Source organism: Pseudoxanthomonas sp. JBR18, from assembly GCF_028198165.1.
Classification (GTDB): Bacteria; Pseudomonadota; Gammaproteobacteria; order Xanthomonadales; family Xanthomonadaceae; genus Pseudoxanthomonas_A.
Window position 1 is genome coordinate 1676980 of record NZ_CP116339.1, and the last position, 25683, is coordinate 1702662.

The 25683-nt window shown below is 62.1% G+C and carries 29 protein-coding genes; 19 read left to right on the forward strand and 10 right to left on the reverse strand.

The annotated features are described in order from the left end of the window. Nucleotides 1–15 precede the first annotated feature (15 nt). Nucleotides 16–774: a 2-dehydro-3-deoxy-D-gluconate 5-dehydrogenase KduD gene (gene kduD, locus PJ250_RS07625; protein WP_271647983.1), complete on the forward strand. Its 759-nt coding sequence runs from the start codon at nucleotides 16–18 to the stop codon at nucleotides 772–774. A 249-nt stretch (nucleotides 775–1023) separates the two neighbouring features. Here the strand turns inward: kduD and PJ250_RS07630 are convergent, their stop codons facing one another. The 3 genes from PJ250_RS07630 to phhA form a co-directional block, all read right to left on the reverse strand. Beyond that, nucleotides 1024–1467 carry a hypothetical protein gene (locus PJ250_RS07630; protein ID WP_271647984.1) on the reverse strand — a complete coding sequence of 148 codons (444 nt, stop codon included), beginning with the start codon at nucleotides 1465–1467 and terminating at the stop codon, nucleotides 1024–1026. A gap of 255 nt (nucleotides 1468–1722) precedes the next feature. Continuing rightward, the gene (locus PJ250_RS07635) at nucleotides 1723–2931 is read right to left on the reverse strand and encodes an HNH endonuclease (protein ID WP_333909509.1); all 1209 of its coding nucleotides are present in this window, start codon (nucleotides 2929–2931) and stop codon (nucleotides 1723–1725) included. Nucleotides 2932–3134: 203 nt separating this feature from the next. Further along, on the reverse strand, nucleotides 3135–4025 hold the full coding sequence (gene phhA / locus PJ250_RS07640) for a phenylalanine 4-monooxygenase (protein ID WP_271647986.1): 891 nt from the start codon (nucleotides 4023–4025) through the stop codon (nucleotides 3135–3137). A 128-nt stretch (nucleotides 4026–4153) separates the two neighbouring features. Here phhA and PJ250_RS07645 point away from each other — a divergent pair, with 128 nt between their 5' ends. From PJ250_RS07645 to PJ250_RS07670, 6 genes are all read left to right on the forward strand, one after another. Continuing rightward, a complete protein-coding gene (locus PJ250_RS07645) occupies nucleotides 4154–4633 on the forward strand; it encodes an Lrp/AsnC family transcriptional regulator (RefSeq protein ID WP_271647987.1) in 480 nt (159 codons plus the stop codon). Nucleotides 4634–4833: 200 nt separating this feature from the next. After that, nucleotides 4834–4971, forward strand: coding sequence for a hypothetical protein (locus PJ250_RS07650; RefSeq protein WP_271647988.1), 138 nt, complete (start codon nucleotides 4834–4836; stop codon nucleotides 4969–4971). A 9-nt stretch (nucleotides 4972–4980) separates the two neighbouring features. Continuing rightward, nucleotides 4981–5595: a glutathione S-transferase family protein gene (locus tag PJ250_RS07655; protein ID WP_271647989.1), complete on the forward strand. Its 615-nt coding sequence runs from the start codon at nucleotides 4981–4983 to the stop codon at nucleotides 5593–5595. Between the two features lie 13 nt (nucleotides 5596–5608). Further along, a complete protein-coding gene (locus PJ250_RS07660; protein ID WP_271647990.1) occupies nucleotides 5609–5992 on the forward strand; it encodes a TfoX/Sxy family protein in 384 nt (127 codons plus the stop codon). Between the two features lie 51 nt (nucleotides 5993–6043). Continuing rightward, on the forward strand, nucleotides 6044–6679 hold the full coding sequence (locus tag PJ250_RS07665) for a Vat family streptogramin A O-acetyltransferase (protein WP_271647991.1): 636 nt from the start codon (nucleotides 6044–6046) through the stop codon (nucleotides 6677–6679). Between the two features lie 31 nt (nucleotides 6680–6710). After that, a complete protein-coding gene (locus tag PJ250_RS07670) occupies nucleotides 6711–7109 on the forward strand; it encodes a VOC family protein (RefSeq protein ID WP_271647992.1) in 399 nt (132 codons plus the stop codon). A gap of 202 nt (nucleotides 7110–7311) precedes the next feature. Here PJ250_RS07670 and PJ250_RS07675 read toward each other — a convergent pair whose 3' ends face one another. Both PJ250_RS07675 and PJ250_RS07680 read right to left on the reverse strand, forming a co-directional pair. Further along, nucleotides 7312–8352, reverse strand: a complete 1041-nt coding sequence (locus PJ250_RS07675; protein ID WP_271647993.1) for a hypothetical protein — start codon at nucleotides 8350–8352, stop codon at nucleotides 7312–7314. 197 nt (nucleotides 8353–8549) lie between these two features. Then, nucleotides 8550–10781, reverse strand: a complete 2232-nt coding sequence (locus PJ250_RS07680) for an NADP-dependent isocitrate dehydrogenase (RefSeq protein ID WP_271647994.1) — start codon at nucleotides 10779–10781, stop codon at nucleotides 8550–8552. A gap of 504 nt (nucleotides 10782–11285) precedes the next feature. Between PJ250_RS07680 and PJ250_RS07685 the strand changes: the two genes are divergently transcribed. Further along, complete coding sequence (locus PJ250_RS07685; RefSeq protein ID WP_271647995.1) at nucleotides 11286–12452, forward strand: class I SAM-dependent rRNA methyltransferase; 1167 nt, start codon at nucleotides 11286–11288, stop codon at nucleotides 12450–12452. A 22-nt stretch (nucleotides 12453–12474) separates the two neighbouring features. Here the strand turns inward: PJ250_RS07685 and PJ250_RS07690 are convergent, their stop codons facing one another. The 4 genes from PJ250_RS07690 to PJ250_RS07705 form a co-directional block, all read right to left on the reverse strand. Further along, nucleotides 12475–12837, reverse strand: a complete 363-nt coding sequence (locus PJ250_RS07690; RefSeq protein WP_271647996.1) for a VOC family protein — start codon at nucleotides 12835–12837, stop codon at nucleotides 12475–12477. 28 nt (nucleotides 12838–12865) lie between these two features. Next, nucleotides 12866–14278 carry an XVIPCD domain-containing protein gene (locus tag PJ250_RS07695; protein WP_271647997.1) on the reverse strand — a complete coding sequence of 471 codons (1413 nt, stop codon included), beginning with the start codon at nucleotides 14276–14278 and terminating at the stop codon, nucleotides 12866–12868. An 18-nt stretch (nucleotides 14279–14296) separates the two neighbouring features. Then, a complete protein-coding gene (locus tag PJ250_RS07700; RefSeq protein ID WP_271647998.1) occupies nucleotides 14297–14896 on the reverse strand; it encodes a hypothetical protein in 600 nt (199 codons plus the stop codon). Between the two features lie 207 nt (nucleotides 14897–15103). Then, a complete protein-coding gene (locus PJ250_RS07705; protein WP_271647999.1) occupies nucleotides 15104–16114 on the reverse strand; it encodes an integron integrase in 1011 nt (336 codons plus the stop codon). Between the two features lie 639 nt (nucleotides 16115–16753). On the opposite strand from PJ250_RS07705, the gene PJ250_RS07710 reads away from it, so the two are divergent. From PJ250_RS07710 to PJ250_RS07750, 10 genes are all read left to right on the forward strand, one after another. Then, entirely contained in the window at nucleotides 16754–17077 is a 324-nt protein-coding gene (locus PJ250_RS07710; RefSeq protein ID WP_271648000.1) for an SMI1/KNR4 family protein, read from the forward strand. A 119-nt stretch (nucleotides 17078–17196) separates the two neighbouring features. After that, nucleotides 17197–17616: a T6SS immunity protein Tdi1 domain-containing protein gene (locus PJ250_RS07715; protein ID WP_271648001.1), complete on the forward strand. Its 420-nt coding sequence runs from the start codon at nucleotides 17197–17199 to the stop codon at nucleotides 17614–17616. 75 nt (nucleotides 17617–17691) lie between these two features. Then, nucleotides 17692–17913: a hypothetical protein gene (locus PJ250_RS07720; RefSeq protein WP_271648002.1), complete on the forward strand. Its 222-nt coding sequence runs from the start codon at nucleotides 17692–17694 to the stop codon at nucleotides 17911–17913. 321 nt (nucleotides 17914–18234) lie between these two features. Further along, nucleotides 18235–18633 (forward strand): hypothetical protein, encoded by a 399-nt coding sequence (locus PJ250_RS07725; RefSeq protein WP_271648003.1) that lies wholly within the window; start codon nucleotides 18235–18237, stop codon nucleotides 18631–18633. A 33-nt stretch (nucleotides 18634–18666) separates the two neighbouring features. After that, nucleotides 18667–18936, forward strand: coding sequence for a hypothetical protein (locus PJ250_RS20610; RefSeq protein ID WP_333909510.1), 270 nt, complete (start codon nucleotides 18667–18669; stop codon nucleotides 18934–18936). 530 nt (nucleotides 18937–19466) lie between these two features. Further along, complete coding sequence (locus PJ250_RS07730) at nucleotides 19467–20006, forward strand: demethoxyubiquinone hydroxylase family protein (RefSeq protein ID WP_271648004.1); 540 nt, start codon at nucleotides 19467–19469, stop codon at nucleotides 20004–20006. 364 nt (nucleotides 20007–20370) lie between these two features. After that, complete coding sequence (locus tag PJ250_RS07735; protein ID WP_271648005.1) at nucleotides 20371–20748, forward strand: hypothetical protein; 378 nt, start codon at nucleotides 20371–20373, stop codon at nucleotides 20746–20748. A 57-nt stretch (nucleotides 20749–20805) separates the two neighbouring features. After that, on the forward strand, nucleotides 20806–21237 hold the full coding sequence (locus PJ250_RS07740) for a hypothetical protein (protein ID WP_271648006.1): 432 nt from the start codon (nucleotides 20806–20808) through the stop codon (nucleotides 21235–21237). A gap of 91 nt (nucleotides 21238–21328) precedes the next feature. Next, nucleotides 21329–21571, forward strand: a complete 243-nt coding sequence (locus PJ250_RS07745; protein WP_271648007.1) for a DUF6429 family protein — start codon at nucleotides 21329–21331, stop codon at nucleotides 21569–21571. Between the two features lie 870 nt (nucleotides 21572–22441). Further along, nucleotides 22442–22741: an HAD family hydrolase gene (locus PJ250_RS07750; protein WP_271648008.1), complete on the forward strand. Its 300-nt coding sequence runs from the start codon at nucleotides 22442–22444 to the stop codon at nucleotides 22739–22741. A 1831-nt stretch (nucleotides 22742–24572) separates the two neighbouring features. Here PJ250_RS07750 and PJ250_RS07755 read toward each other — a convergent pair. Continuing rightward, nucleotides 24573–24785, reverse strand: coding sequence for a hypothetical protein (locus PJ250_RS07755; RefSeq protein WP_271648009.1), 213 nt, complete (start codon nucleotides 24783–24785; stop codon nucleotides 24573–24575). A gap of 361 nt (nucleotides 24786–25146) precedes the next feature. Here PJ250_RS07755 and PJ250_RS07760 point away from each other — a divergent pair, with 361 nt between their 5' ends. Next, nucleotides 25147–25554, forward strand: a complete 408-nt coding sequence (locus PJ250_RS07760) for a hypothetical protein (RefSeq protein WP_271648010.1) — start codon at nucleotides 25147–25149, stop codon at nucleotides 25552–25554. Nucleotides 25555–25683: the final 129 nt, after the last annotated feature.

A 25683-nucleotide genomic window follows, 5' to 3' on the forward strand; every position in this document is an offset into this window, starting at 1 on the left:
TACGGAGTCATGTACATGGCAAGTCATCCTTTCAGCCTGGAAGGCAGGGTCGCCTTGGTCACCGGCGGCAACGTGGGACTGGGGCAGGGCATCGCCGTGGCGCTGGCCCAGGCCGGCGCGGACGTGGTGTCGGTCGCGCGGCGCCCTTCGGAGGAAACCGGTGCGCTGGTGCAGGCGGCCGGCCGGCGCTTCCTCGGCATCGAGGCCGACCTGGGCAGCCTGGACCCCATCGCCGGCATCGTCGCCAAGACGCTTGAAGCCCTCGGCGGCCTGCACATCCTGGTCAACAACGCCGGCATCATCCGCCGCGCCGACGCGGTCGACTTCACCGAGGACGACTGGGACGCGGTGATGGACGTCAACCTCAAGTCCACCTTCTTCCTGACCCAGGCGGTGGGCCGGCACTTCATCGCCCAGGGCCACGGCAAGGTGATCAACGTGGCCTCGATGCTGTCCTTCCAGGGCGGCATCCGGGTGCCGTCCTACACGGCCAGCAAGTCCGGCCTGGCCGGCATCACCAAGCTGCTGACCAACGAGTGGGCCGGCAAGGGCATCAACGTCAACGCCATCGCCCCGGGTTACATGGACACCGACAACACCGCCCAACTGCGCGCCGACCCCGCGCGCAACCAGTCCATCCTGGAGCGCATCCCCGCCGGACGCTGGGGCACCCCGGGCGACCTGGGCGGGGCGGCGGTGTTCCTGGCCAGCGGCGCCTCGGATTACGTCAACGGCGCCATCCTGCCCGTCGATGGCGGGTGGCTGGCGCGCTGACTTTAAGAGCCCCTCTCCCCCGGGACATTAGTCCCCTCTTGTTGAGAGGGGTTGGGGTGAGGGTCGGGGCGAAGCGGTCCTTGTGGGAGCGGCTCCAGCCTCGATCAGGCCCGCACACCGCCAGGGGAATAACACCTCAGTGCAGCAGTTCGATGGGAAGGCTCCATCGCGGCTGAAGCCGCTCCCACGACGAGCCTTGTGACCAGTTCGGCGTGGGCAATGTGCTGCTCTCAGGTCGTGCCTGACCCATCAATCTCCCAGGCCCAGCTGCTTCCACTCCGGTGAATCCAGTCGATAGCGGAACTGCGCGACATCTGCCGGATGGAAATCAGGTCCGCTCAGGAAATACACGCTTCGGCTGCCCAGCTTGAGCCTGATCTCCTGGCCGAGCTTCTTGTGCCAGCCACCCCATTCGTTGACTACCAGGACTGCGGGCACGTGCGTGGCATTGGTCTTGAGCACGTCTTCGACATGCAGCTTGTAGCGGATCGCGTTGGTCGATCCTGGCCCGGTCACGGCATCGCGATCAGTGACCTGCCGCCCGTGTTGATCGACCATGTCCACCTCGACAATGGTGGCGACTAACACATGGTCGGCCTTTGCCAGTACCGCATCAATCGGAATGCGCACGATTGACGTCGCTGCGGCGGTACCAGCCAACAGCCACAAGGCAAATACGATCCATCGTGTCATCTTTCCACTCCTTGGTTTGCGTAGAGTCTGAGCCTAATGCAGGCTCAGACTGCTATACCAACCGGGCCTCTGGAAATTTGGCTGAGGCGTACAAGGTATCCGCCGACGAGGATGAGCACGTAGCGCCTTAATGGATTGTAGACCCCGCGCCCATACGAGCTCGCCTGCTGGTCTCCGTTCTCTCAAGTCAACCTGAACCTGTTGCTCGGAGCCGAACTGCTCCATGGCTGTTCGGATAATAGAGCTATCGGAGTTTTATGGCGGCCTGAAGCCGGCAACCTCAAGCCAACCAATATCGTCACGTAAGTAAAGTTGGCCATATCCCCAGCCGATCCTTTGTCCGCGCTTGTTGAAACAATCTGCGCACATGCACGCCCATGCACCTCCTAAATCCTTCACCGCTCCGTCGATCATGTACTTATCAGTCGCCAGAGACCTTTGGCACAGGTCACATTGAGTCGGCGGGGAACTGAAATAGAGTTTATTTTTCTTGCCCCTAGCTAAGTCGACGAGGGAGTCGAGTGAGGCTGAAGGTGCGACCAACGCCGACCGACTAGCGGCCGATTCCTTTATGGCGTCTTCAAGTGGGCTATGAGGAAGCCCAAGAACCCAAGGCGTCGCCGTGACGATCCTTGTCTCGTAATCAACTCCAGTAACACGCCCGATGCCAGCAAAAACACTTTGACCCGAAGATGGTCGAAATAAAGTAAAGGCGGTGGAGGTCGTTATCCACCGAGGATCTATAAGCATGACCAGTTTAAAATCACCAAGCTGGCAGTAAATGTGGGGATCCTTCGTGAGGGAGCCCGTGAACTTCCGCAGCTTTGATGGATCATTAAGAACGTCCATGGGTACGTTCTTTGTGCGTACGCGCTGCCGATCAAATGAGATGGCTGCACCCACTGCTGCTTCATGCAGAATCAGGTCTCGTACTGGAATCGCGTCTATGGATAAATGGCTGAGAACCGCTTGGAAGGCGGCCATAACACGATTCAACTCCCATCCAAGACTGTGAAGTGTTTGATTATTCTTGTAGCTACTCAAGTCAACGTGATAGCCACACATCTCCGCCTGTTCGCACAGGCGAGGAACATTAATGTATGTAAGTTGTGAAATATTTGAGCGCCATGCGCGAGGTTTTAATAGGCTCGACGCAACCCATGCAAGGTGTTCTTCTTTAAGTTCGTGTAAGACTTCGACAGGATATGTCACCGGGCTGTCGTCTACGATCTTGTGATGGTCACGGCAAAGCAGAAGAAGGTTCGCCGAATCATTCCTTTCCTTTAAAGAAAGGGATGATGTGCCGCGCGCCGCAACCTCGGTCTCACCCACGATATGGGCGACCTCTCCGATTAGCGAAGCTATAACTCCGTCGACTTCGAAGAGAAGATCGTTTTTGCATATGCAGCACCTAGCAGCACATTGACCCCAGACAATCTTTGATGTGCGCTCTGAGATGGCCATACAAAAATTCGTCCTCTAAATATCTAGTTAAGACAAGTTTTAGCCGTCGCTTGCTTAATTATGCAGAAATTTATTCGAAATGTGTTTAACGAGGAATAAGGCCAGCTCAGCTCAAATTACAACTTCTAGGGTCGGAAGCGTTGCATGCCAGTGCGCATCCTTCAGCAAATGGAAATAAGCCAACCTGGCTCATAACCCATCCCTCAAACATCCCCACCCTCGGCCCAGCCTTCGCCCGTGCCACGGTGGAACACCTGGTCGCCCTCCTGCACCCGTCCGGCCGGCAGCGCTTCACGCGGGGCCTGGCGGGCGTAGAGCGGGGTGAAGTCCACCGCGGTGGCCTGGATCAGTTGCTCGAAACTGTCGATGACGAAGTAGGTCTTCTGGAAGTCGTCGATGCGGTAGCGGGTGCACATGATCCGCTCCAGGTCGAACCCGATCCGGTTCGGCGCGGGCGACTCCAGCGAATACAGCGACTCGCCCTTGGACGAGACGATGCCGCTGCCGTAGATGCGAAGCCCCTCGGGCGTGTTGATCAGGCCGAACTCCACCGTGTACCAGTACAGGCGGGTCAGATTGACCAGCGCCTCCGGGCCGATGGCATGGGCCTTCACCCCGCCGCGCCCGTAGGCCTGCATGTAGTCGGCGAACAGCGGGTTCATCAGCAGCGGTACATGGCCGAACAAGTCGTGGAACAGGTCCGGCTCGGCGATGTAGTCGATCTGCTCGGGCCGGCGGATCCACCAGGTCACCGGGAAGCGTCGGTTGGCCAGGTGCTCGAAGAAGGTCAGCTCCGGCAGCAGACCTTCCACGCCCACCAGCTGCCAGCCGGTGGCCGCCCCCAGCACCACGTTGAGGTCGTCGAAACGCGGAATCTCCAGCGGCGTCATCCCCATCGCGTCCTGCGCGGTGAGGAACTCCTCGCAGGCCCGGCCCACCAGCAGCGCGCGCTGGCGCTCGAACAGCTGGCCCCAGGTGTGGTGGTCGGCCGCACTGTAATCGCCCCACGGCTGGTCTACCACCGCGGTGGTGTAGACCGGCACGTAGCCCTTGTCGGTCAGCTGGTTTTCGACGCGGCGCGGGGCGCTGTTCATGGCGGAACTCCGATACGAATCCGGCCTTCCACCGTACCGACAAGGCCGCGCAACAGGCTTGCGAAACTTGCGCGCTATGCGCAGATTGGCGCAATCTTGTTGCGTCAATGAATGTTGCGGCGCGCCATATGGCCGAAAAAGTCGAGCTGGACCGCACGGATCTTCGCCTGCTGGCGCTGCTGCAGACCCAGGGGCGGGCCAGCAATGCCGATTTGGCCGCGCAGATCAACCTGTCGCCCTCGGCCTGCCTGCGGCGCACTCAGCGGCTGGAGGCGGCCGGCGTGATCGCCGGCTACGGCGCGCGCCTGGATGCGCGCGCGCTCGGACTGGGCCTGCAGGCCTTCGTGCGCGTGCAGCTGGCCGAGCACGATTCGCCGGCCATCGATCGTTTCGCCGCGGCGGTGACCAGCTGGGACGAGGTGGTGGCCTGCCACGCCCTGACCGGCGACATGGACTACCTGCTGCACGTGGCCGTGCGCGACCTGGATCATTTCTCGCGCTTCCTGCTGGACAAGCTGCTGGCGGCCTCCGGGGTGTCCGACGTCAATTCCAGCTTCGTGCTGCGCACGGTCAAGGACGCCGCCGGCCTGCCGCTGCCGGCGGCTTGAGGCCCAGCGGACGGACACCACAGGGTCGAACCCGCTGTGATGGTTCGTGCCCGGCCGCGCCGACGACGGCGCCAGCCGAGGGTCGTTCGCCGCGCTGGATTTCGTCGAGGTAGGGGACGCCGGCGAGGTAAGCGAATGTCGTGGCGAGTCTGAGTCCTTCATCCCGCAGGACTTGTACCAGGATCACGTGGCCCACCCCGATGCTGCGCATCGGCGTGGCCAAAGTGCAGCCGAGGGAGGCCGAGTTTCCCGGGCACGGGCGGGCCGACTTCCCCTGGGGCCACGAAATGCACATGATCGATCTGGCCGGCGTGTGCCGGCACAGCGCCCGCGACTGAGCCACCTCGATGCTGAAACTGCTGGGCAAGCCGACCTCGATCAACGTGCGCAAGGTGCTGTGGCTGGGCGAGGAACTGGCGCTGCAGATCGATCATGCGCCGATGCAGGCGCCCGGCGATGCCGAATCGCTGCGGCGGCTCAATCCCAACGGCCTGGCCCCGGTGCTGATCGATGGCACGGCGGTGTTGTGGGAGTCCAACACCATCTGCCGCTACCTGGCCGCGCGCCAGCAGCGCCACGACCTGTTGCCGGCCGAGCCCCTGGCGCGTGCGCGGGTGGAACAGTGGATGGACTGGCAGGCCACCGATCTCAACAGCGCCTGGCGCCCGGCGTTCATGGCGCTGGTGCGGCACAGCCCGGCCTTCCAGGATGCCGCCGTGATCGACCACAGCGTCGCGGCGTGGAATCGGCTGATGACCGTGTTGGATGCGCAGCTGGCCACCACCGGCGCCTTCGTGACCGGCGCCGACTTCACCTTGGCCGATATCGTGCTGGGTCTGTCGGCGAACCGGTGGCGGATGACGCCGATGGCGCGTCCTGCGCTGCCGGCGGTGGACGCCTGGATCGCACGTTTGGAGACGCGGCCGGGCTATCGTGCGCACGCCGGCAACGGCATTCCCTGATCGAGGCACTCAGATGGCGACTGACGCGGACTTCATCGACTACGTGCATGCCCAGGCTGGGCTGGGTGCGGCGCTGGAAGCAAAGAAGATGTTCGGCGAATACGCGCTGTACCTGGACGGCAAGGTGGTCGCGCTGGTGTGCGACAACCAGGTCTTCCTCAAGCCCACCGCCGCCGGTCGCGCGCTGCTGCACGAGGTGATCGAGCAGCCACCTTATCCATCGGCCAAGCCGCATTACCTGTTGGCCGACGCGCTGGAAGACACCGACGCCCTGCAGCGCCTGCTGCGCGCCACGGCCGACGCGCTGCCGGTACCCAAGCCGAAGGCGGCAAAAAAAGCCCCTGCCAAGCAAGCCGCGGCCCGCAAGTCGCCTGCCAAGGTTCCGCCTGGCGCCTGACGCGCGCGCGGTTGGCTACCATCGGGCGCTTCCGATGACCAGGCGTGCCCCATGCATGGACCCAGCCCCGACAACGCGCATCCGATGGCCGGCTTCCCGCAGGTGTGCTTCATCCGCAACATCGTGCGCAATCCGTTGATCGAGGTCGGCGAATACACCTACTACGACGATCCGGAGGATTCGGAAGGCTTCGAGCGCAACGTGCTTTACCACTTCCCCTTCATCGGCGACCGGCTGGTGATCGGCCGCTTCTGCGCGATCGCGCGCGGCGTGAAGTTCATCATGAACGGCGCCAACCACAAGCTGTCCGGCCTGTCGACCTATCCGTTCCAGATCTTCGGCAATGGCTGGGAGAAGGTGATGCCGCAGCCGGGCGAGCTGCCGTACAAGGGCGACACGGTGATCGGCCACGACGTGTGGATCGGCTACGAAGCGCTGGTGATGCCCGGCGTGCGCATCGGCAACGGCGCGATCGTCTCGGCGCGCTCGGTGGTCACCGCCGACGTGCCGGCCTACACCATTGTCGGCGGCAACCCGGCCCGGCCGATCAAGGCGCGCTTTTCGCAGGCCGAGATCGCCCGGCTGGAGGCCATCGCCTGGTGGGACTGGCCCATCGAACACCTCACCGCGCATCTGCCCCTGGTGGTGGGCAGCGATCTCGACGCGCTGGAGCGCGTTGCGCCATGATCCGGCACACCCCGTCCCGCAGACCGGAGCCATGGCCCATTCCCTGATTCCCCAGCTTATGTTCCAGCACGGCGAGTCGGAGGCGGCGATGGCGCTGTATACCGGCCTGTTTGCCGATTCGCGCATCGACGAGGTGCTGCGCTATGGCGCGCAGGGCCCGGGGCCGGAAGGCAGCGTGATGCGCGCGCGCTTCACCGTGGCCGGGCAGGCGCTGGCCTGCATCGATTCGCCGGCGACGCACGCCTTCGATTTCACCCCGTCCTTGTCGCTGTTCGTCGAATGCGCTGACCTGGCCGAGTTGGAGCGCGCCTGGGCGGCGCTGTCCGAAGGCGGCACCGCGCTGATGCCCCCGGGCGATTACGGCTTCAGCCAGCGCTTCGGCTGGGTGAACGATCGCTTTGGCGTGAGCTGGCAACTCAATCTGGCCTGACGGCGCCTGGGAAAGCATCTCGATGCTGCGTCAGCGGTAACTTCGCAGCCGAAGCCGAAGCCGAAGCCGAAGCCGCAGCGACAGGGCTCAGCAAGCCGAACCCCTCAGCTCGGTCGATCCGATCTCGCACATGCGCGCGCCCATGATCCGCATGATCTGGTCGGGCTAGCGCACGTCGACCGGCAGCACCGGAGCCAGGCGCCTACGCGCCTTTTTTGCCGCGCACGCCGCGCCACATGTTGGCCAACAACGATCCCGCCCCGCGCGTGGCTTCCGTCGGACCGGGTGTGCCGGCCTGGGGCGTGCTGGATTCCACCTGCGCGTAACCGGTCAGCCAGGCGGCATTGAAGAACGCGCGCGCGGCGCCGGTGTCCACGTCCAGCGCCTGTCCGGCCTCGGCGGCGGTACAAGGGCGGTGCAGCAGCAGCGAGCACATGCGGAAGTCATCGTGGCGATGGGCCAGCACGCGGAAGTCCGGCCAGCGCGCCAGGCGCATCCGGCAGCCTTCGTGCAGGGGCTCCAGCAGCACTGGCTCGACCTGCATGCGCAGGGTGGCCTGCCACAGCAGCGGGATCAGCGGCACGCTGGGCAGGTCCACGAACAGCGCCGAGTAGCGCGACGCCTGCAGCGCATGCTGCGACAGCCGGAAAAAGTGCCGGCCCAGGAACTGCTCGGGCGACCGGCCCTGCAGATCGGCACCGGGAGCGGCCAGCGCAAGCAGGCGGCGGAAATCCAGCAGCAGGCACACCTTCCCGTCCAGGGCCAGTGCGCTGACCGTGTCGGCCGCGATTAAGCGCGACCGGATCGATTCGCCCAGGGGGCCGGGATCGGCCGGTGGCGGCGCCTCGATGGCCAGTGCTGATGGCTGGGGCGACCGCGCCGGGACGGGCTCCACGGGGCGCGGCGGTGTCGCCGGGGCTTGTGCCTGCACCGCGTCCGGTTCCAGGGCACGCAAGGTGGCGCGTACCTGGGGCAGGTCCAGCGCACGCGGAGGATCATGCAGGGCGTCGAACAGTTGGCCGTCCTCGGCCAGCGACCACATCGGCAGGTGCGGATGACTGACCAGGATGCGCCGTGCCGCCTTGCGCAGCACCGGGTTGTCGCGGACCACCATCAGGTCGCAGTCGGCCAGGTCGTGGCACAGGTCCAGGACCAGGCCTGGCGCATCGGCCGTGGCCTGCAGCTCCTGCAGCAATGCGAGCTCGCTCTGCAGATCCGAGCCCATGATCAACACCTTGGCCACGAAGTCCCCCTTAGCTCTTGATGGCGCATTCGGACCAGCCGCCACCCGGACGACCGCTGTCCGGGTGAGGCTATTGCAGCGTCAGGGCAACACAGGGTGATGAAGTCTCCACCATCGCAGCACCGCCTTGCGCGGTGAGCTCACGCGGCACGCCCACCCGCCGGCCCCGGTCCGGGGCCGACAGGCGCGCGCGTGTCCTATTTGCCCAACTGCGCCAGCGCGTCGTTGAAGGTCTTGCTGGGGCGCATGGCCACCGCGCACTTGGCCAGGTCCGGGTGGTAATAGCCACCGATGTCCTGCGGCGTGCCCTGGGCGCCATTGAGCTCGCCCACGATGGTGGCTTCCTGCTCGGCCAGGGTCTTGGCGAGCGCGGTGAACTTGGCCTTCAGCTCGGCGTGCGCGTCCTGCGCGGCCAGGGCCTGGGCCCAGTACAGGGCCAGGTAGAAGTGGCTGCCGCGGTTGTCGATCTCGCCCACCTTGCGCGCCGGCGACTTGTTGCTGTCCAGGAACTGGCCGTTGGCCACGTCCAGCGCCTTGGCCAGCGCGGTGGCGGCCGGGTTGTCGTAGGCCTGGCCCAGATGCTCCAGCGAGGCGGCCAGGGCCAGGAACTCGCCCAGCGAATCCCAGCGCAGATAGCCCTCTTCCAGGAACTGCTGCACGTGCTTGGGCGCCGAACCACCCGCGCCGGTCTCGAACAAGCCGCCGCCGGCCATCAGCGGCACGATGGAGAGCATCTTGGCGCTGGTGCCCAGTTCCATGATCGGGAACAGGTCGGTCAGGTAGTCGCGTAGCACGTTGCCGGTCACCGAGATGGTGTCCTGGCCCTTGCGGATGCGCTCCAGGGTGAACTTGGTCGCTTCCAGCGGCGGCAGGATGCGGATGTCCAGGCCGTTGGTGTCGTGGTCCTTCAGGTAGGTCTCGACCTTGGCGATCACCTGCGCGTCGTGGGCGCGGGCGGCGTCCAGCCAGAACACCGCCGGGGTGTCGCTGAGGCGGGCGCGGGTGACGGCCAGCTTGACCCAGTCCTGGATCGGCGCGTCCTTGACCTGGCACATGCGCCACAGATCGCCGGCTTCCACCGCGTGCTCGAACACGGTCGCGCCCGAGGCATCGGTCACCACCACCTTGCCGTCGCCGGCGATCTGGAAGGTCTTGTCGTGGCTGCCGTATTCCTCGGCCTTCTGCGCCATCAGGCCCACGTTGGGCACCGAGCCCATGGTGGCCGGGTCGAACGCACCGTGCTCACGGCAGTCATCGATGGTGGCCTGGTACACGCCGGCATAGCAGCGGTCCGGGATCACCGCCTTGGTGTCCTGCAGCTCGCCCTTGGCATTCCACATCTTGCCGCTGTCGCGGATCATGGCCGGCATCGAGGCATCGATGATCACGTCCGAGGGCACGTGCAGGTTGGTGATGCCCTTGTCCGAGTTGACCATCGCCAGCGCCGGGCGCTGGGCGTACTCGGCCTCCACGTCGGCCTTGATCGCCGCGGCCTGCTCGGCCGGCAGCTTGGCGATGACCGTGTACAGGTCGCCGATGCCGTTGTTGGGGTTGAAGCCGACCGAGGCCAGCGCGTCGGCGTGCTTGGCCAGCACGTCCTTGTAGAACTCCTCGACCACCACGCCGAACAGCACCGGGTCGGAGACCTTCATCATCGTGGCCTTCAGGTGCACCGAGAACAGCACGCCCTGGGCCTTGGCATCGGTGATCTGCGCATCGATGAAGCTGGCCAGCGCCCGCTTGCTCATCACCGCCGCATCGACGATCTCGCCGGCCTTGACCGCCACCTTGTCCTTGAGGACGGTGGTGCTGCCGTCGTTTCCGACGAAGCTGATCTTCAGCGCGCCCGCCTCCTTGAGGGTGGTCGACTTTTCGCTGCCGAAGAAGTCACCCGACTCCATGTGCGCCACGTGGGTCTTGGACTCGGTGGACCACTTGCCCATGCGATGCGGGTGCTTGCGGGCGTAGTTCTTGACCGACAGCGGCGCACGGCGGTCGGAGTTGCCTTCGCGCAGCACCGGGTTGACCGCGCTGCCCTTGGTCCGGTCGTAGCGGGCCTTGATGTCCTTTTCTGCCTCGGTCTTGGGTTCATCCGGGTAGTCCGGCAGCGGATAGCCCTGGTCCTGCAGCTCCTTGATGGCCGCCTTGAGCTGCGGCATGGAGGCCGAGATGTTGGGCAGCTTGATGATGTTGGCTTCCGGCGTGGTCGCCAGCTCGCCCAGCTCGGTCAGATCGTCGGAGACCTTCTGCGCATCGCTCAGCAGGTCCGGGAACTGGGCCAGGATGCGTCCGGCCAGGGAGATGTCGCGGGTCTCCACCACGATCCCAGCCGTATCGGTATAGGCATCGATGATGGGCAGCAGGGACTGGGTGGCCAGGAACGGGGCTTCGTCGGTCAGCGTGTAGAGGATCTTGGGCGTGTCGGACATGCGGGATCGGTCTCTCTTGCGAAGGCGGGGATAGGCGGCGGGGACGCGCACGGCGGGGGACGCGCGCCACCCTTGGCCGGAACGGCCCCGGACACCGGTGTCGTCGACCCGGCGAGGAGGACCGACGAAGCGGCCAAGCACGCCATTGTCGCGGCTAACGCGTGACGGGGCAAAGCGCGCGGCGTGCGCCGCAGTGTTGCGGGCGGGACGATTTGGTTGCCGTCGCAATCGTCCAGACACATTTGTATGGGAGCTGCTCCACCAGCGACAGGGCGTTACAGGAGAGTCCCATCGCCGCTGTAGCGCCTCCCACCAAGCGGTGAGGCGTCGCCACTGGAACCATCCCGTGGGAGCCGCCATGGCGGCGATGGGCTTTCCCTGGAGGGCTTCATCGCCGCCATTGGCCGAAAAGGCCACAAGGGCGACTCCCACAGCACACGAAGGCGGTGGCCTGGCCAGCACGCGAGATCGGTTCCAAGCGCCGCGGCCTTCTACAATAGGCCGATGAACATGCCCAATCCTGCCGTCCGCCTGAAGAACGCCTGGCGTTCCAGCCACCCGTGGATCTTCCAGAAACTGGTGGACAAGCCGCCGCAAAAGCCCAAGCCGGGCACCATCGTCGATGTGTTCGGCGTGGACGGCGACTGGGTCGGCCGCGGCTTCTACAACGGCCATTCGCGCATTGCCGTGCGCATCCTGGAGACCGATCCGGACGTGCAGGTCGACGCGGCCTGGTTCCACGCCAAGATCGCCCAGGCCGTCTCGCTGCGCCGCGAGGTGCTCAAGCTGGACGCCACCACCGATGCCTGGCGCGTGGTCCACGCCGAGGGCGATGGCCTGTCCGGCCTGGTGGTGGACCGCTACGGCGACCTGATCGTGGTGGAGTTCTTCGCCGCCGGCATGTTCCGCCACCGCGAGTGGATCTACGACGCCTTGCGCGCGCAGTTCCCCGGCTGCCGCTTCCACAGCTTCGCCGACGAGCACGTGCAGAAGCAGGAAAGCTTCGACTTCCACAACACCGCCGGCACCGAGGCCGAGGTGATCACCGAGTATGGGGTGAAGTTCCGCGCCGACCCGGCGGGCGCACACAAGACCGGCTTCTTCGCCGACCAGCGCGAGAACCGCCAGTGGCTCAGCCAGCACGTGGAAGGCAAGACCGTGCTGGATCTGTGCTGCAACACCGGCGGCTTTGCCGTATACGCGGCTGCGCGCGGGGCGACCGAGGTGCTGGGCGTGGACATCGACCAGGACGTGATCGCCATCGCCAAGGGCAATGCGCGGCTGAACAACGTGCGTCCCAAGTTCGTGCAGGCCGACATCTTCCCCTACCTGCGCGATGCGGCCGCGCGCGGCGACGCCTATGACGTGGTGATCCTGGACCCGGCCAAGATGACCCGCGACCGCGAGCAGGTCATCACCGCGCTCAAGAAATACCTGGACATGAACAAGCTGGCCCTGGGCGTGGTCAAGCCCGGTGGGCTGTTCGCGACGTTCTCCTGCACCGGCCTGGTGGCCGAGGACCAGTTCCTGGACATGCTGCGCCGCGCCGCCTATTTCTCCGGCCGCACCATCCAGATCCTGAAAGTCGCCGGGGCCGGTCCGGACCATCCGTTCATGGCCCACGTGCAGGAATCGCGCTACCTCAAGGCGGTGTTCTGCCGGGTGTTCTGATCGGCGGCGATGGCCCGGGGCTTCAAGCCTTGGGCCACTCGCGGAAGTTCACGCACACCGTCGTCGGATCCAACATCGCAAACTCGCGCGTGCCCCACGGCCGGCACTGCACCGTGCTGGCGTTGGGATGCAGCCGCTCCGGCGCGCGCGCGGCCATCTCCCGATACACCGCGTCCACATCATCCACCTCGATCCCCAGCTCCGGCCGGTCCTTGGCCGCGTATTCGGGACTGGCGACCAGATAGGCCTTGGCCCCATCGCGGGCGATCACCGCCATGGCATCGTCCTGGTACAGCACTTCAAAGCCCAGCGCATCGACAAAGAACGCCAGCCCGTCCTCGAGCCGGTCGTAGAAGATCTTCGGGATCAGGTTGTGGAATCGCATCGCGATAAGGGTCCTATCGACTGGACACTCATGGTGCCAGCCGTGCCGGGGCCTGCACCGGAGCAGACTGCTGCGGGGAATCCAGCGCCTGGGCGGAGGTATTGACCTGCTCGATCCGCTGGATCGATGCTTCCTGTGGAGTCTGCATGGCCTGACTGGCATCGATCCAGGCGCGGCGCTGGGCGGGATCCTGCAGCTTTCCCTGGATCAGGAACACATTGACCTGTCCGCCCTCGCCGCCGCCGCCACGCACCACATGGTCGGCGCGGCTGATGCCCTGCTCCTTGGCGAGTGCGAGCAGGCTGTGGCTCATGCGGTCGGCGTCCTCGCCATGGGCCAGTTCCTGCGCCGCCACGCCGGCCTCGATCTGCTTGAATAGCGCGTGGTCGGGATGCCCGGGCCGCGAGGGGCCCTCGCGTGTGGCCTCTGCCACCGGTAATGGAAGCCCCTGGAAGACGATGGGAATGTGGGTGAAGGTTGTGGCGGTATGGTTGAAGCGGTGCGTCGTGGGCGGGGTGGTGCTGGTGTCGCGATAAGGCATGGGGGAGGTGTCACTGCCTAGGTTGAGCCCGTTCTGCTCCATCAGCCTTTCAGATAGATGCAGCTGCTTCAGATTCATCTCCAGCTGCGCCTTGCCGTCACCATAGGCGCGCTCGGACTGTACGACCACGCCCGTGCCCCAGGCCCCATAGTAGTTGGCGTAGTCGGAATTGCCGTGGTGACCCAGCCCAGCCTGGGCCGGCGGGTGATCGAAGTAATTGCGGCCCATGCCCTCGATGTTGGACGCCGTCGGCTGCATGTGCAGGTCCTTGTCCAAGGCGATATTGGGCTTGGCGGCATAGTGGTAGTTGGGCGGGGTGCCGGTGCGGTCGATCAAATCGCCAGCGCGGAATGGATTTGCGTTGTAGATATCCTCCAGCGTCGCCCTGGGCTTGTCATGCTGAACCCTGCTGGCTAGCGCGTTCCAGCCGGCCACTTCCGCGCCGGCCTCGTCGCGCCGGTTGGCCGCGATCAGCGCGCCGAGCGCGGCAGTGTAGTCGTGCGTCGGCCCTTTGCTCTGCGCCACCTGTTTGGTGTCGGCGATAAAGGTCGTAGTGGCCTGCTCGGTTGCGGCGTGGTTGAAGCCGTGCTGCAACTCGTGCTCAAGCACGAATGTGGGTTCGCCGGCGTCGAAGGGCACGCCTTTGGGCGGGCTGGTCAGCATCGACAGGGGCAGACGCATCTCCTTGGCTGCGCCGTTGTACTCGCCGCCGGCATGCGTGCCCAACGGCAGCGGCACGATCTGCTTGAGATGACCGAGCTTCACGGCCTCGTTGATCTGATCCACCAGCGTCGGCGAATGGTTGATCACTCCCGCGAGGTTGGCGGCCTGGTCGACGGTGACGCCGGGCTGCCTGGCGAATGCGTCGACCAGCGCATGTGCTTCCTTGGTCAGTGGCACGTTCGCACTCCCTGGCCGTTAGGGCATCGTCACCGTGCGTACGCAGCGATGCTCGGCGGATTCGTCCGACTCACCCTGAGGGTAGACGCTTACCCGCAAGCCGGGCTTGTCGAACCACGCCTTGACCAGGCGCCCGTGCTCAGCGTTGTATGGCGTGCGGGTGAAGCCCAGCGCCTCAAGCCGGCGGCTGAAGGCATCAAAGTCCATCTGACAGATCGGGCTCATCGACGCATCTGGCGAGGACGACATGAAGTTGAACGCGAACTTGGCGGCGTCCGGCGACGTGGAATCCAATTCGATCGTGTAGGACCAAGACGAATCCAGTGCGGCGCCAAAGCCGTAGCGCGCGCTGCCATCGCGCGCGCGCTCCAGGCTGACGCCCATGACCTGGCCGACCCGTGCCGGGGTTAAATCCGCCAGCGCATGGGTGCCCTGGATCAATTCGAGCATGCGCTGCAGAACAGCGGTCGCTTCCGGTTGCGATGAAGCAACGGCGGAAGGGGTCGCGGTGGTCATGGCGGGTTCCTCCTTGGAAGGCGCAGACATCGAAGCCTGCGAACAAGCCGGCAGCGCCACGCAGGCCGCCAGCAGGGGAGTGATCGAGGCGGCAAGGCGCATTGGGGCGGGCAATCCTCACACAGCGGAAAGGTCGCTACTGGCCCCAAAATGGCTTCCAGCCAGGCGAGGAACCGAGTGAATCACCATCGTCCTCGGCGCGCAACTTCGCACGCCGCTCTCCAACCGAGCCTTGGCCTAGGATCGTCCAAGAACTCACTGCGCCGGCCAAGATACCCAACAAGGCCATCCGTGCGTTCTAACTCAGCATCAAGCGCGGTCCAGCGGGCTCACCACCCCGCGGCCGCCGCGATTTAGGACGTGCGTATAGATCTGCGTGGTCGCCACGTCCTTGTGGCCCAGCAGCTCCTGCACCGTGCGGATGTCGTAGCCGGCTTCTATCAAGTGCGTGGCGAAGCTATGCCGAAAGGTGTGCGCGGTGACCGGTTTGAGCAAGCGCGCACGGACCCGGGCGGCCTTCAAGGCGCGGGCCAGGACCGCGTCACCAAAATGGTGGCGCCGCTCCACGCCGCCACGCGGATCGCGCGCGCGGTGGAGCGAGGGGAACACGTATTGCCAGCCGCGCTCCCGGTTGGCGTTTGGGTATTTGCGTTCCAGCGCATGCGGCAACCACACCTGACCGAAGCCTTCGGCCACATCCTGCGCATGCAGCATCAGCGCCCTGTCCACCTCGCGTTGCAGCGGCTCAACCAGGGACCGCGGCAGCACGGTGTGGCGGTCCTTGCCTCCCTTACCGTCACGGACGGGAATTTCGCCGCGGCCAAAATCCACGTCCTTGATGCGCAGGCGCAGACATTCCATCAGTCGCATCCCGGTGCCATACAAAAGGCTGGCCACCAGCCACGCACGGCCTTCCATGCAGGCGAGCAGCGTCCGTGCCTCTTGGGCCGACAGCACCACAGGCAATCGTTGCGGTCGCTTGGCCCGGGTCAGATTCTCCAGCCAGGGCAGGTCCAGTCCAAGCACCTCCCGGTACAGGAACAGCAGCGCCGCGAGCGCCTGATTCTGTGTGCCGGCTGCCACCTGATGATCGTTGGCAAGGCGGGAAAGAAACAGCTCCACCTCTGCTGCGCCCATTTCCCCGGGATGGCGCTTGTCATTGGCCAGGATAAACCGCCGGATCCAGCCGACGTACGCCTGCTCAGTACGCAGGCTGTAGTGCTTGGCGCGTAACCTTTGGCGGACCTGCTCCAACAGGCGCGGCGGACGCACCGCGACATTTCCGCCTGTTACACCCACGTCCCGTTGTGCGTAACTCATACACCCATGCTTCCATCAGATTCCACGCCAGGGTGGACTGCTTCCGCGCTGCCAACGATCAGGTAACTGATCGGTTTTAGGTAGGAAAACGCCTTGACGCCACAACATCCGCACATGAACAATCAGAGCAACACCCCGGAACTGGGGTCCAATAAGTGTTAGGCGTGTGGCATCTTTCCTTGGCATGGCGCTCCTGCTTGCACCGTTCATCGCGCCGCCTGACACTTGGCAGGTCACCTCATCGGACGGACAACGTGGCAAGCCCTGCATCGGACGCAGCACAAGACAATCGGCCAGTCGGCTTGCACAGTCTGCCGGCAATCTGCTTTGGGCCGCCCTGGCCTAACAAGTCAATCAAGCCGAAGCCGCTTCGCGGCTCGGCTTATTTCCAGCGTTAGGCGTGTGCCTTCCTCTTTGGCTTGGTGCTCCCGGTTGCACCAGCCATCGCGCCGGCTGACACTTGGCAGGTCACCTCATCGGATGGTCAACGTGGCAAGCCCTGCATCGGACGCAGTACAAGACAATCAGCCTGTCGGCTCGCAAGCTCAGGCGGCCGCCTGCGTTCGGCCGTCCTGGCCTAACAAGTCAATCAAGCCGAAGCCGCTTCGCGGCTCGGCTTATTTCCAGCGTTAGGCGGCCATGACCCTACCCGTACCAGTTGAGTACGAGCAATTCCTCGCAACTCACGGCGCTTTTGAGGGTTTCACTGTCGGTGACGAGATGCCCGGCTATGTCGCCCTTTGGCCGCTGGCCGAGATTTCTGGCAACAACTCCGACATTGAGATACAGAAGTACGCACCAGGGTACTTGGCGTTCGCGGGCAACGGCGGCGGTGAAGTGCTGGCGTTTGACGCGACTGGCGCTGTGTACATGCTGCCACTCATTGGCATGGATCCGCGCTACGCGGTTAAAGTGGCAACTTCGTTCGGGGAGCTGGCGGCTAGATTTGAGCTGGCCGCCTAACAATTCATTCAAGCCGACGCCGCTTCGCGGCGCGGCTTAATTCAAGCGTTAGGCCGCACATGAGAATTACTTGGCGAGAGTTGGCAGTAGACCTCTCCGGTCAGTCATCTGATGACCTGATGACTGAGTGGCGCTGGCTCGTCCCTGAGGCTCTGTCGCTTCGGATGGTTTCAGCTTTAGGTGATGCCTTCTTGGAGGATGCCGCTGGCGCCATCTACTGGCTTGATACTGGTGGAGCCGAGCTAATCCGCATTGCAGATAGCAAAAAGCAATTTGACAATTCGCTCCAACAACCGGAGCTAGCCAACCAATGGTTTGCACCTCAACTCGTTGGCGATCTATTGTCGGCAGGCCACACCCTTGGCCCTGGTCAGTGCTTTAGCTACAAAGTTCCCCTAACTCTCGGTGGTGAGTTCCAACCTGACAACTTTGCACCATGCGACCTATCAATCCATTTTCATGCTCTCGGCCAGATTCAGTCGCAAGTAAAAGATCTTCCCGTGGGCACGCCAATTTCGTCAGTCACACTCAGCGAGTAGTGCGCCCTAACAATTCATTCAAGCCGAACACGCTTCGCGTGTCGGCTTAATTCAAGTGTTAGGCCGCGTATCGACATGACCGCAAAGAAGCACACAGCACGAGTTGCGCTCCAGCAGGCATCTGCGACGCTTATCACCGAAGTGGTTATTGGCAAATGGAGTCATGTTCCTGGCCTCAGCGGCGAGCCAATAGAGCAATGGGCGGAGGTTCTCGCCAAGCTGGAAAAGCTATGTCCCGGCCAAACCAAGGATGAGTACATAGCCGCACTCGCTCGCGCCATCAGGGATAATCGGTGAGCGTGCTGCGGCCTAACAAGTCAATCAAGCCGAAGCCGCTCCGCGGCTCGGCTTATTTCCGGCGTTAGGCGTGTGGCATCTTTCCTTGGCATGGCGCTCCTGCTTGCACCGTTCATCGCGCCGCCTGACACTTGGCAGGTCACCTCATCGGACGGACAACGTGGCAAGCCCTGCATCGGACGCAGCACAAGACAATCGGCCAGTCGGCTTGCACAGTCTGCCGGCAATCTGCTTTGGGCCGCCCTGGCCTAACAAGTCAATCAAGCCGAAGCCGCTTCGCGGCTCGGCTTATTTCCAGCGTTAGACCACAGGAGAGGCATCATGGAAGGTCCACTCAAGAGCATACTGGCGGGCACTTTTTCCGGGGTCTTCACTTGCGGCCTGGCGGTCCCGGCGATAGGCGCCACCGCCGCTATAGCCATGCCAGCTGGATGGTCCGTCACTCTATGGGACGCTCTCATAGTGTTCGGCCTAGGGGCCTTTCTGCCGGCTCTGATCATCCACTCCTCTGCGCTGCTCATTACGCGGGCTAACGCACTCAACGCGCTCGCCAGCTTCTGCGTTGCAGTGATCGCCACCACTGCTCTCACCTCCGGCCTGACTTACGCGGGTAACGCACTCGCCGCATTTGGGGTCGGCGCGATTACAGCGACACTTTTGACCAGCACTCTGTGGTCTAACAATTCATTCAAGCCGAACCCGCTTCGCGGGTCAGCTTAATTCAGGCGTTAGGCCTCAAGGAGCAACATCCGAATGACCGTCTCACAAGACCAAGTGTTGGCGTTCGCCGTCTACGAGATTCGGCAGTTGCTCGCACACCACTTAGGTAGCGGTGACACTCCTGATCCGGCCGCCCGCGCTGCAGCGCATCTTGCATATGCGCTTCACAATCAGGCTGACGCTGTTCTGCACGGTGGCAAGTTTGATCCGCAGCAGGCCGCTGAGGCTCTTGGCGCAGTAGATCGGATGCTAGCAACCAATTTTCAGGCGAGGCTCTCAGAGGCTACTAGCCATGAGGCCTAACAATTCATTCAAGCCGAACCCGCTTCGCGGGTCGGCTTAATTCAGGCGTTAGGCAGCTATGGAAGCAGTCGATGTCTTTGGACCAAAGCTAAGCGCTATGCTCGCCGCGCTTGCTGTCGTCTACTTTCTAATTTCGTTCGCGCCGGTATGGTGGCCTGCGCTCAAAGCATTACGGGCCAAGCCCCGACTGCCTCGACCACTTTTGTTTGTCTCCACTGTGGCTGCGTTGGTCTATGGCGTCTTTTCGTTCTTGGTCTTTGCAGTCCTGCTCCCCGTCGAGGCGTACGGCATCTTCATTGCGCCGTCGCTAGAGACCGCCAATTTGGCCTACGGCGCCGGCCTACTCCGCATCTCAGGGTTCTTGGCAGATTACTGGTGGGTCTTGGTTCCTCCGGCTCAGATCTTGCTTACTTGGTACATTACGGCCCAAGTCGGTCGGCGGTGGGTGCACATTTGCGCAGCGCCGTCTAACAAATCATTCAAGCCGAAGCCGCTTCGCGGCTCGGCTTAATTCTGGTGTTAGGGCTCACATGGAAGTAGTCATGCAACCTTTAGCCAATGATCTTGGCGACCGCATCATCAAGGTCAATCACGCCGGTGAGCATGGCGCTATAGGTATCTACACCGGCCAAATCCTCATGGCCACGCTGACCGCGCCAAAGATGCTTGCTGAGCTTCGCGAGTTCCGCTCACACGAGCAACGGCATAGGGCAATTTTTGGCGCTGAACTGGAGCGGCGCTGCCGTCGTCGCTGCCGTAGCTACTGGCTTTGTGGCATGGGTGGCTTCGTACTCGGGGCCATAACTGGCTTGCTGGGTAGCAGTGCTATTGCAGCAACCACCACAGCCGTTGAGAGCGTCGTGCTTCGCCACCTTGAACATCAGCTCGTTGTGCTGCAGGGCCATGATCCTCTCGCCGTATCAGCAATCTCATCCATTGTCGCTGAGGAGCAGCAGCACCACGACCAGTCTTTAGGGCACGTACAAGCCGGTACATTCTGGCCCAGGGTTCTCACGCCCATTGTGTCCGCCTCGACAGAGGCAGTAATTTGGCTAGGCATGCGGCTGTGAGCCCTAACAATTCATTCAAGCCGACGCCGCTTCGCGGCGCGGCTTAATTCAGGCGTTAGGCGGCAAGGAGGCAGCAATGCGAATTCTGTTACACGCAATCTGGGGCGTCGTGATCTTTCTCTCGCTTATGGGGCTCACTACATTAGTGATTGCGTCTGCGCTTGATTCGGCCGTGTCCCCAGAGCAACTTGGCTATTTGGTCGGGCGCAAGATCTTCTGGCTTCTTGGCGGCACAGGACTGATCTTATTTATCTTCTCTAGACGTGGGTGGCTACCTGGACTCCAACAGCCCGGGCAAGCCGCCTAACAATTCATTCAAGCCGATGCCGCTTCGCGGCACGGCTTAATTCAGGTGTTAGGCCGCATGAGAGATTTCCGCAAGATGCTCAGATGGATTCTCTTGACTGCCGGGATTATCTGGGGCCTTTTGCAGCTCAACGGTGCCATTTTTGCTGCATGGGTCGCGGGCGGGCCGCCTTCATCCAACCCAGACGGCTGGTTATTTGTCGCAGGCAACCGTTTGGCCTGGGCCGCCGCATCTTTCTTGGCGGGAGTCGGTCTGTTCATCCTGCTGCGCCGCGATCGCCCTGCCAGCCACTATGCTTTAGTGGCACTGGTGGCAGCTGTTCTTCTTACAGCCTTGCCATATATCCGCGAGTTCATCGGCTCGGATTCTTGCTTAGACTCAGGTGGTCGCTGGTCGGATCTGCAGTGTGTACATAGTGATCCGTCTGCGGCCTAACAATTCATTCAAGCCGACGCCGCTTTGCGTCGCGGCTTAATTCAGGCGTTAGGCCTCATGAAAACCGTTCTCAGCGATTTGGATGTCCTAGTCACCTCCAGCTATGTCAGCCTGGATTCAATTTTCTACGAAAGCAAAACCAATCGCTGCACCGTATTGGCATCTGATAGCCACACTCGCTACCAGCTCATCTTTGATGACACGATCGCGTTTCGTATGATGGACGAGCGGGAGATGTATGAATTTTGGTCTTCAAACATAGAGATGGTCACAAGTATTGAGGGCGCCGCCCTGCAAAAGGTTGAGGCAGGTGGATGGCAAGGCGCTGACGACCATATTCGCTCCTCTATCGAGGACGGCTTTTTTTGTCGGACCCCAGGGAGAGTTGCGGAATATCTAATGGTGACGGGCTATGAGTGTCTAAACATAATCTCGCTTCAGCCACTAGTTACAGCCGTAGCCCTACAGGCCCCTGGCGATGAGGTCTAACAATTCATTCAAGCCGAACCCGCTTCGCGGGCCGGCTTAATTCCGGTGTTAGGCGGCACAGTTGGATTTCGGCAACGTGGAGTGACAGGCCATGAATTACGATCAAACCCGTATCGAGGACGCGGTTCTTGCCCTCCTAGCCACTTTCAGCTTTGATGGTGGCCGAGCGTGGAAAGGCTTTGACTTTGACGTAATGGACCGCCTGCATGCACAAGGACTAATTGATGACCCGAAAGGCAGGTCCAAGTCGGTCTATCTCTCGCCAGAGGGCCTTGAACGAGGCCTCAAGAGCGCGGAGCGTCTGTTCGGTGGCGACCATGCAAGTGCCGCCTAACAGTTCATTCAAGCCGATGCCGCTTCACGGCACGGCTTAATTCAGGCGTTAGGCGTGTGACTTCTTCTTTGACTTGGCGCTCCCGGTTGCGCCAGCCACCGCGCCAGCTGATAGTTGGCAGGTCACCTCATCGGATGGTCAACGTGGCAAGCCCTGCATCGGACGCAGCACCAGACAACACGCTCGTCGCCGCATCGTCTCGGCGCGCCATCTTCGTTGGGCCGTCCTGGCCTAACAAGTCAATCAAGCCGAAGCCGCTCCGCGGCTCGGCTTATTTCCAGCGTTAGGGCGCACATGGCAAGATCATCGCAACCGCTCAAGTTCTGGAAGATCGCGCTTGCCCAGCTAGTTTTCGCAGTTACTTGCTCGGCAACTTGGTTCTACTTCAGGACGGCGGCATTTCTTGCTGGCCCACCCAGTGGCGATCTTTACGCTAACAACTGGGGATTCCAATTTGTTGTATTTGCAATCGTCTGGCTTCCAGCTACGCTCTTGTTCGTGGGTATCGCTTTGGCAATTCAGCGTGCTTGGCTTTTTCGCAATCGCGGCTAAAAAGTGGGCGGCAGTTCGCCCTAACAATTCATTCAAGCCGACGCCGCTTCGCGGCGCGGCTTAATTCAGGCGTTAGGCGTGTGCCTTCTTCTCTGGCTTGGCGCTCCCGGTTGCGCCAGCCACCGCGCCAGCGGATAGTTGGCAGGTCACCTCATCGGACGGTCAACGTGGCAAGCCCTGCATCGGACGCAGTACAAGACGGCCACTCTGTCGGCGCGCACGCCTCGCCGGCCACCTGCGTTGGGCCGTCCTGGCCTAACAAGTCAATCAAGCCGAAGCCGCTCCGCGGCTCGGCTTATTTCCAGCGTTAGGCGTCACATGAAACAACGCATAGTATTTGTAGATGTTGATGACACGCTGATCCGCTCTGCCGGCACCAAGCGCACTCCAATGTCTCCGGTTGTCGCTCGAATTCGTGAGCTGCACGCCCAGGACGTTGCCCTCTATCTGTGGAGTTCAGGCGGCGTGGAGTACGCCCGCGCCTCAGCTGTTGAACTGGGCATTGATGACTGCTTCGTGGCTTTCTTGCCAAAGCCTGACGCTTACATTGATGATCAAGCAGTTCATGAGTGGCGCTACTGCCAGCACGTGCTTCCCGGCAATGCAGGTGACGCCTAACAATTCATTCAAGCCGAACCCGCTTCGCGGGTCGGCTTAATTCAAGCGCTAGGCGGCAGAATGGGCCATCTCGCCAAGTACTCCTCTAGATCAGCTCTCGCTTTCGCATCCCCAATTATGGGGTGGCTATTTTTGACTCTATCCTTCCATGTTCCCGACGCGAACCCCCTCGGAGTAGCAATGGTGGGTGGGGCTGCGCTTCTCCTCTCTGTTGCTATTGGCTTCTGGCTCGCAATCTTTGCTTTGTGCTACAGCGAGAGACCAAGATGGGCAGCCATCTCTGCTCTGATATTCAATGTTCTATTTCTTCCATGCTGGATCGTTCTGTAAAGTGCGGCCTAACAGTTCATTCAAGCCGAAGCCGCTTCGCGGCTCGGCTTATTTCCCGCGTTAGGCGTGTGACTTCTTCTTTGGCTTGGCGCCCTCGCTAGCACCAGCCATCGCGCCGGCTGACACTTGGCGGGTCACCTCAACGGACGGACAACGTGGCAAGCCCTGCATCGGACGCAATACAAGATAATCGGCCAGTCGGCTCGCACGGTCTGCCGGCCACCTGCGTTGGGCCGTCCTGGCCTAACAAGTCAATCAAGCCGAAGCCGCTTCGCGGCTCGGCTTATTTCCAGCGTTAGGCGTGTGCCTTTTTCTTTGGCTTGGCGCTCCCGGTTGCATCAACCCTCGCGCCGCCTGACACTTGGCTGGTCACCTTATCGGATGGTCAACGTGGCGAGCCCTGCATCGGACGCAGTACAAGACGATCTGCCTGTCGGCTCGCACGCCTCGACGGCCATCTGCGTTGGGCCGTCCTGGCCTAACAAGTCAATCAAGCCGAAGCCGCTTCGCGGCTCGGCTTATTTCCAGTGTTAGGCGTGTGGCGTCTTCCTTGGCATGGCGTTCCCGCTTGCATCAGCAATTGCGCCGCCTGACACTTGGCAGGTCACCTCATCGGATGGTCAACGTGGCACGCCCTGCATCGGACGCAGTACAAGACAATCGCCGTGTCGGCTCGCGCGCCCTGTCGGCCATCCGCGTTGGGCCGTCCTGGCCTAACAAGTCAATCAAGCCGAAACCGCTTCGCGGTTCGGCTTATTTCCAGCGTTAGGCGTCAGATGACCGTTACCTCGAAACCATCGCCTTATCGTTGGAGAACCGCCTTAAGGCGGCGTTTGCCGTGGCTTCTGATTGACCTAGGAGTCGCAGACAAAGGAGTGGATTGTGAGGCCGCGGGCGGGACCCATTCTTGGTACAACGTGGACGGCAAGAGCAGTGGGTGCTACCACTGCAAGGTCATCCGGACGGGGCGCCTGTGGGAGTCGGCTGATGCCTAACCAGTCAATCAAGCCGAAGCCGCTTCGCGGCTCGGCTTATTTCCAGCGTTAGGTGCCAGGGATGAGTTTCCGGCGGCTTTTAAATTTCGTTGCCATCCTTGTTGGCGGCACTCTTGCGGCAGTGGGTGTGCTGCTGCCGGCGATTGCTGCGTTCGGAGATGTTCGTCTTGGCCAGACAGGCTTGGCACTTAGCGGCATGGGGTTCCTGCTCGCAGCAGCCCCGGCTCTCGCGGCCCCCTTCTCGGCTCGCTTTGCAAAGCTGCTGCTTCTCTTAGCCGCGGCATGTTTGGCTGCTTTTGCCGTCCGGCTTACCTTCTGGCCGCAGGCTGGTGTAAGTCCGACGCCGCTGGTAAGGGTTGCTGTCGTAGCATTCGCTGTGTTGCTCGTTCTACGGGTGTTCTTGGGTCGGCGCGGTAAGAGCGCCGGCCTTGGCACCTAACCATTCGTTCAAGCCGAACCCGCTTCGCGGGTCGGCTTAATTCAGGTGTTAGAACTCAATGGCCGGCTTACGGAAAATTGTTCTTCACTCGCTGCGAGGCTATCGCCCCGAGCTCGACGGGATCGTGGCGCAATGGATGAAGGAGGATGTTGGCTATGTCGGCGTTGTAGGAGCTGACGCGGCAAGAATCGAAGACGCAATCGATGAGTTGTGCGTCGGAGACGGTTCCCATCCATACTTCATGCTCACAGCCTCCCATGGCGCAGACGAGTCCCTTCAAGATGCTGTCTTCCTTGCGGAGCAACTATCAGGCGAGCTCGCTGGCGATGTCCGCATCGTCGAGTTCTAACATTTCGTTCAAGGCGGACACGCTGACGCGCGCCGCTTAACTCCAGCGTTAGGCGTGTGGCTTCTTCCTTGGTATGGCGCTCCCGCTTGCACCGGTCATCGCGCCGCCTGACGCTTGGCTGGTCACCTCAACGGATGGTCAATGTGGCAGGCCCCGCATCGGACGCAGCACAAGACGATCGTCGTGTCGGCTCGCAAGCGCAGCCGGCTACCCGCGTTGGGCCGTCCTGTCCTAACAAGTCAATCAAGCCGAAGCCGCTTCGCGGCTCGGCTTATTTCCAGTGTTAGCAGTCATGAAGATTTCGACAAGAATTGTTTTATTGGTTGTTCTTCTAGGGGTTCCTCAGCTGGCTTTGGCTTCCGATTTTAGGGGCGTACTTACACTATTCATATTTCTTCCATTGCTTGTTGTTGCAAACATCTTGGCGGGTGTGCTTATGCTTTCTCAGCGTTGCAGGATCTTCACTGCGTCGAGATGGATATCTATTCTATTATTTTTTCCATTTGCAGCATTATCGGCGGCGGTTTTCTTCGTTGACGCCATGCCCACCCTGCTCGACTGGAATATGGCAGATCTAAGAGATCCAAATGATCACGCCATTGCCTTTGTTGTTGGATACTTTTTTCTTATTGCGTCCCTGTCAATTATGTCCGTCAAGCTGGCCAAAAGGCCCCGCAAGCTCAAGTCAGGTGACAGCTAACAATTCATTCAAGCCTATGCCCATTCGCGGCACGGCTTAATTCAGCGACTGTCTTCCGATGAGTGGTTAGCAGGCCATTGCGGTCTCTTGCGCTGGCTCGGCGCGAGGGGCGCTTTGACGATCTTCGAT